Source organism: Corallococcus exercitus (genome assembly GCF_003611585.1).
Taxonomy (GTDB): Bacteria; Myxococcota; Myxococcia; order Myxococcales; family Myxococcaceae; genus Corallococcus; species Corallococcus exercitus.
Window position 1 is genome coordinate 1 of the sequence record NZ_RAVW01000803.1, and the last position, 1,072, is coordinate 1,072.

The window sequence follows — 1,072 nt, forward strand, 5'->3', positions numbered from 1 at the left end:
CTCCGCCTCACTCCCTCTCGCTTGAGGAGTTGGCGACCCAGTTGCGTCACCACCGCGTGACGTCCCTGTGGCTCACCGCAGCCCTCTTCGAGCAGATGGCCCTGCACCAGGGTGAAGCCCTCGCGGGTGTGCGTCAGGTCCTCGCCGGTGGCGACGTGCTGCCCGCCACCCGAGTGCGTGAGCACCTCTCCCGCATCCCCGAAGGCACCACCTTCATCAACGGCTACGGCCCCACGGAGAACACCACCTTCTCCGCGACGCTCACCCTGCGTCGAGACTCGGTGGTGGACGGTGCGGTGCCCATTGGCCGCCCGCTCTCCAACTCCACCGCCTACGTGCTCGACGCGCACCTGCGTCCGGTGCCCGTGGGCGTCGCCGGTGAGGTGTACGTCGGTGGCCAGGGCCTCGCCTGGGGCTACCTCAATCGTCCGGACCTGAGCGCGGAGCGCTTCGTCCCCCACCCCTTCGCCTCCACTCCCGGCGAGCGCCTCTACCGCACGGGCGACAAGGCCCGCTGGCGAGAAGACGGCACGCTCGACTTCCTGGGCCGCGTCGACTTCCAGGTGAAGGTGCGCGGCTTCCGCATCGAGCTGGGTGAAGTCGAAGCCGCGCTGCGCGCATCCACTGGCGTCAACGAGGCCGTCGTCGTGGCCCGTGGGGCGGACTCGGACAAGCGCCTCGTCGGCTACGTCACCGCGCGCGAAGGCCAGGTGCTGAGCTCCGAAGCCCTCAAGGCAAGCCTCAAACAGCGGCTGCCTGAGTACATGGTGCCCTCCGCGCTCCTCGTCCTGGAGGCCCTGCCCCTCAACGCCAACGGCAAGGTGGACCGCAAAGCCCTGCCGGAGCCTGGAAACACGCCGCGCGGCTCCGTCTTCGTCGCGCCGCGCACGCCCACCGAGGAGCAGCTCGCGGCCCTCTTCGCCGAAGTCCTCCGCGTGGAGCGAGTCGGATTGCAGGACGACTTCTTCGCGCTCGGCGGCCATTCGCTGCTGGCCACCCAGCTCGTCTCGCGCGTGCGCGCCACGTTCGCGGTAGAGCTGCCGCTGCGGGCCCTCTTCGAATCCCCCACCGT

General features: G+C 70.0%; 1 protein-coding gene. It reads left to right on the forward strand.

Annotation, left to right across the window (positions count from 1 at the left end):
- Nucleotides 1-1,072: non-ribosomal peptide synthetase (locus D7W79_RS42150; protein WP_147442364.1), on the forward strand; the 1,072-nt coding region annotated here is incomplete at both ends.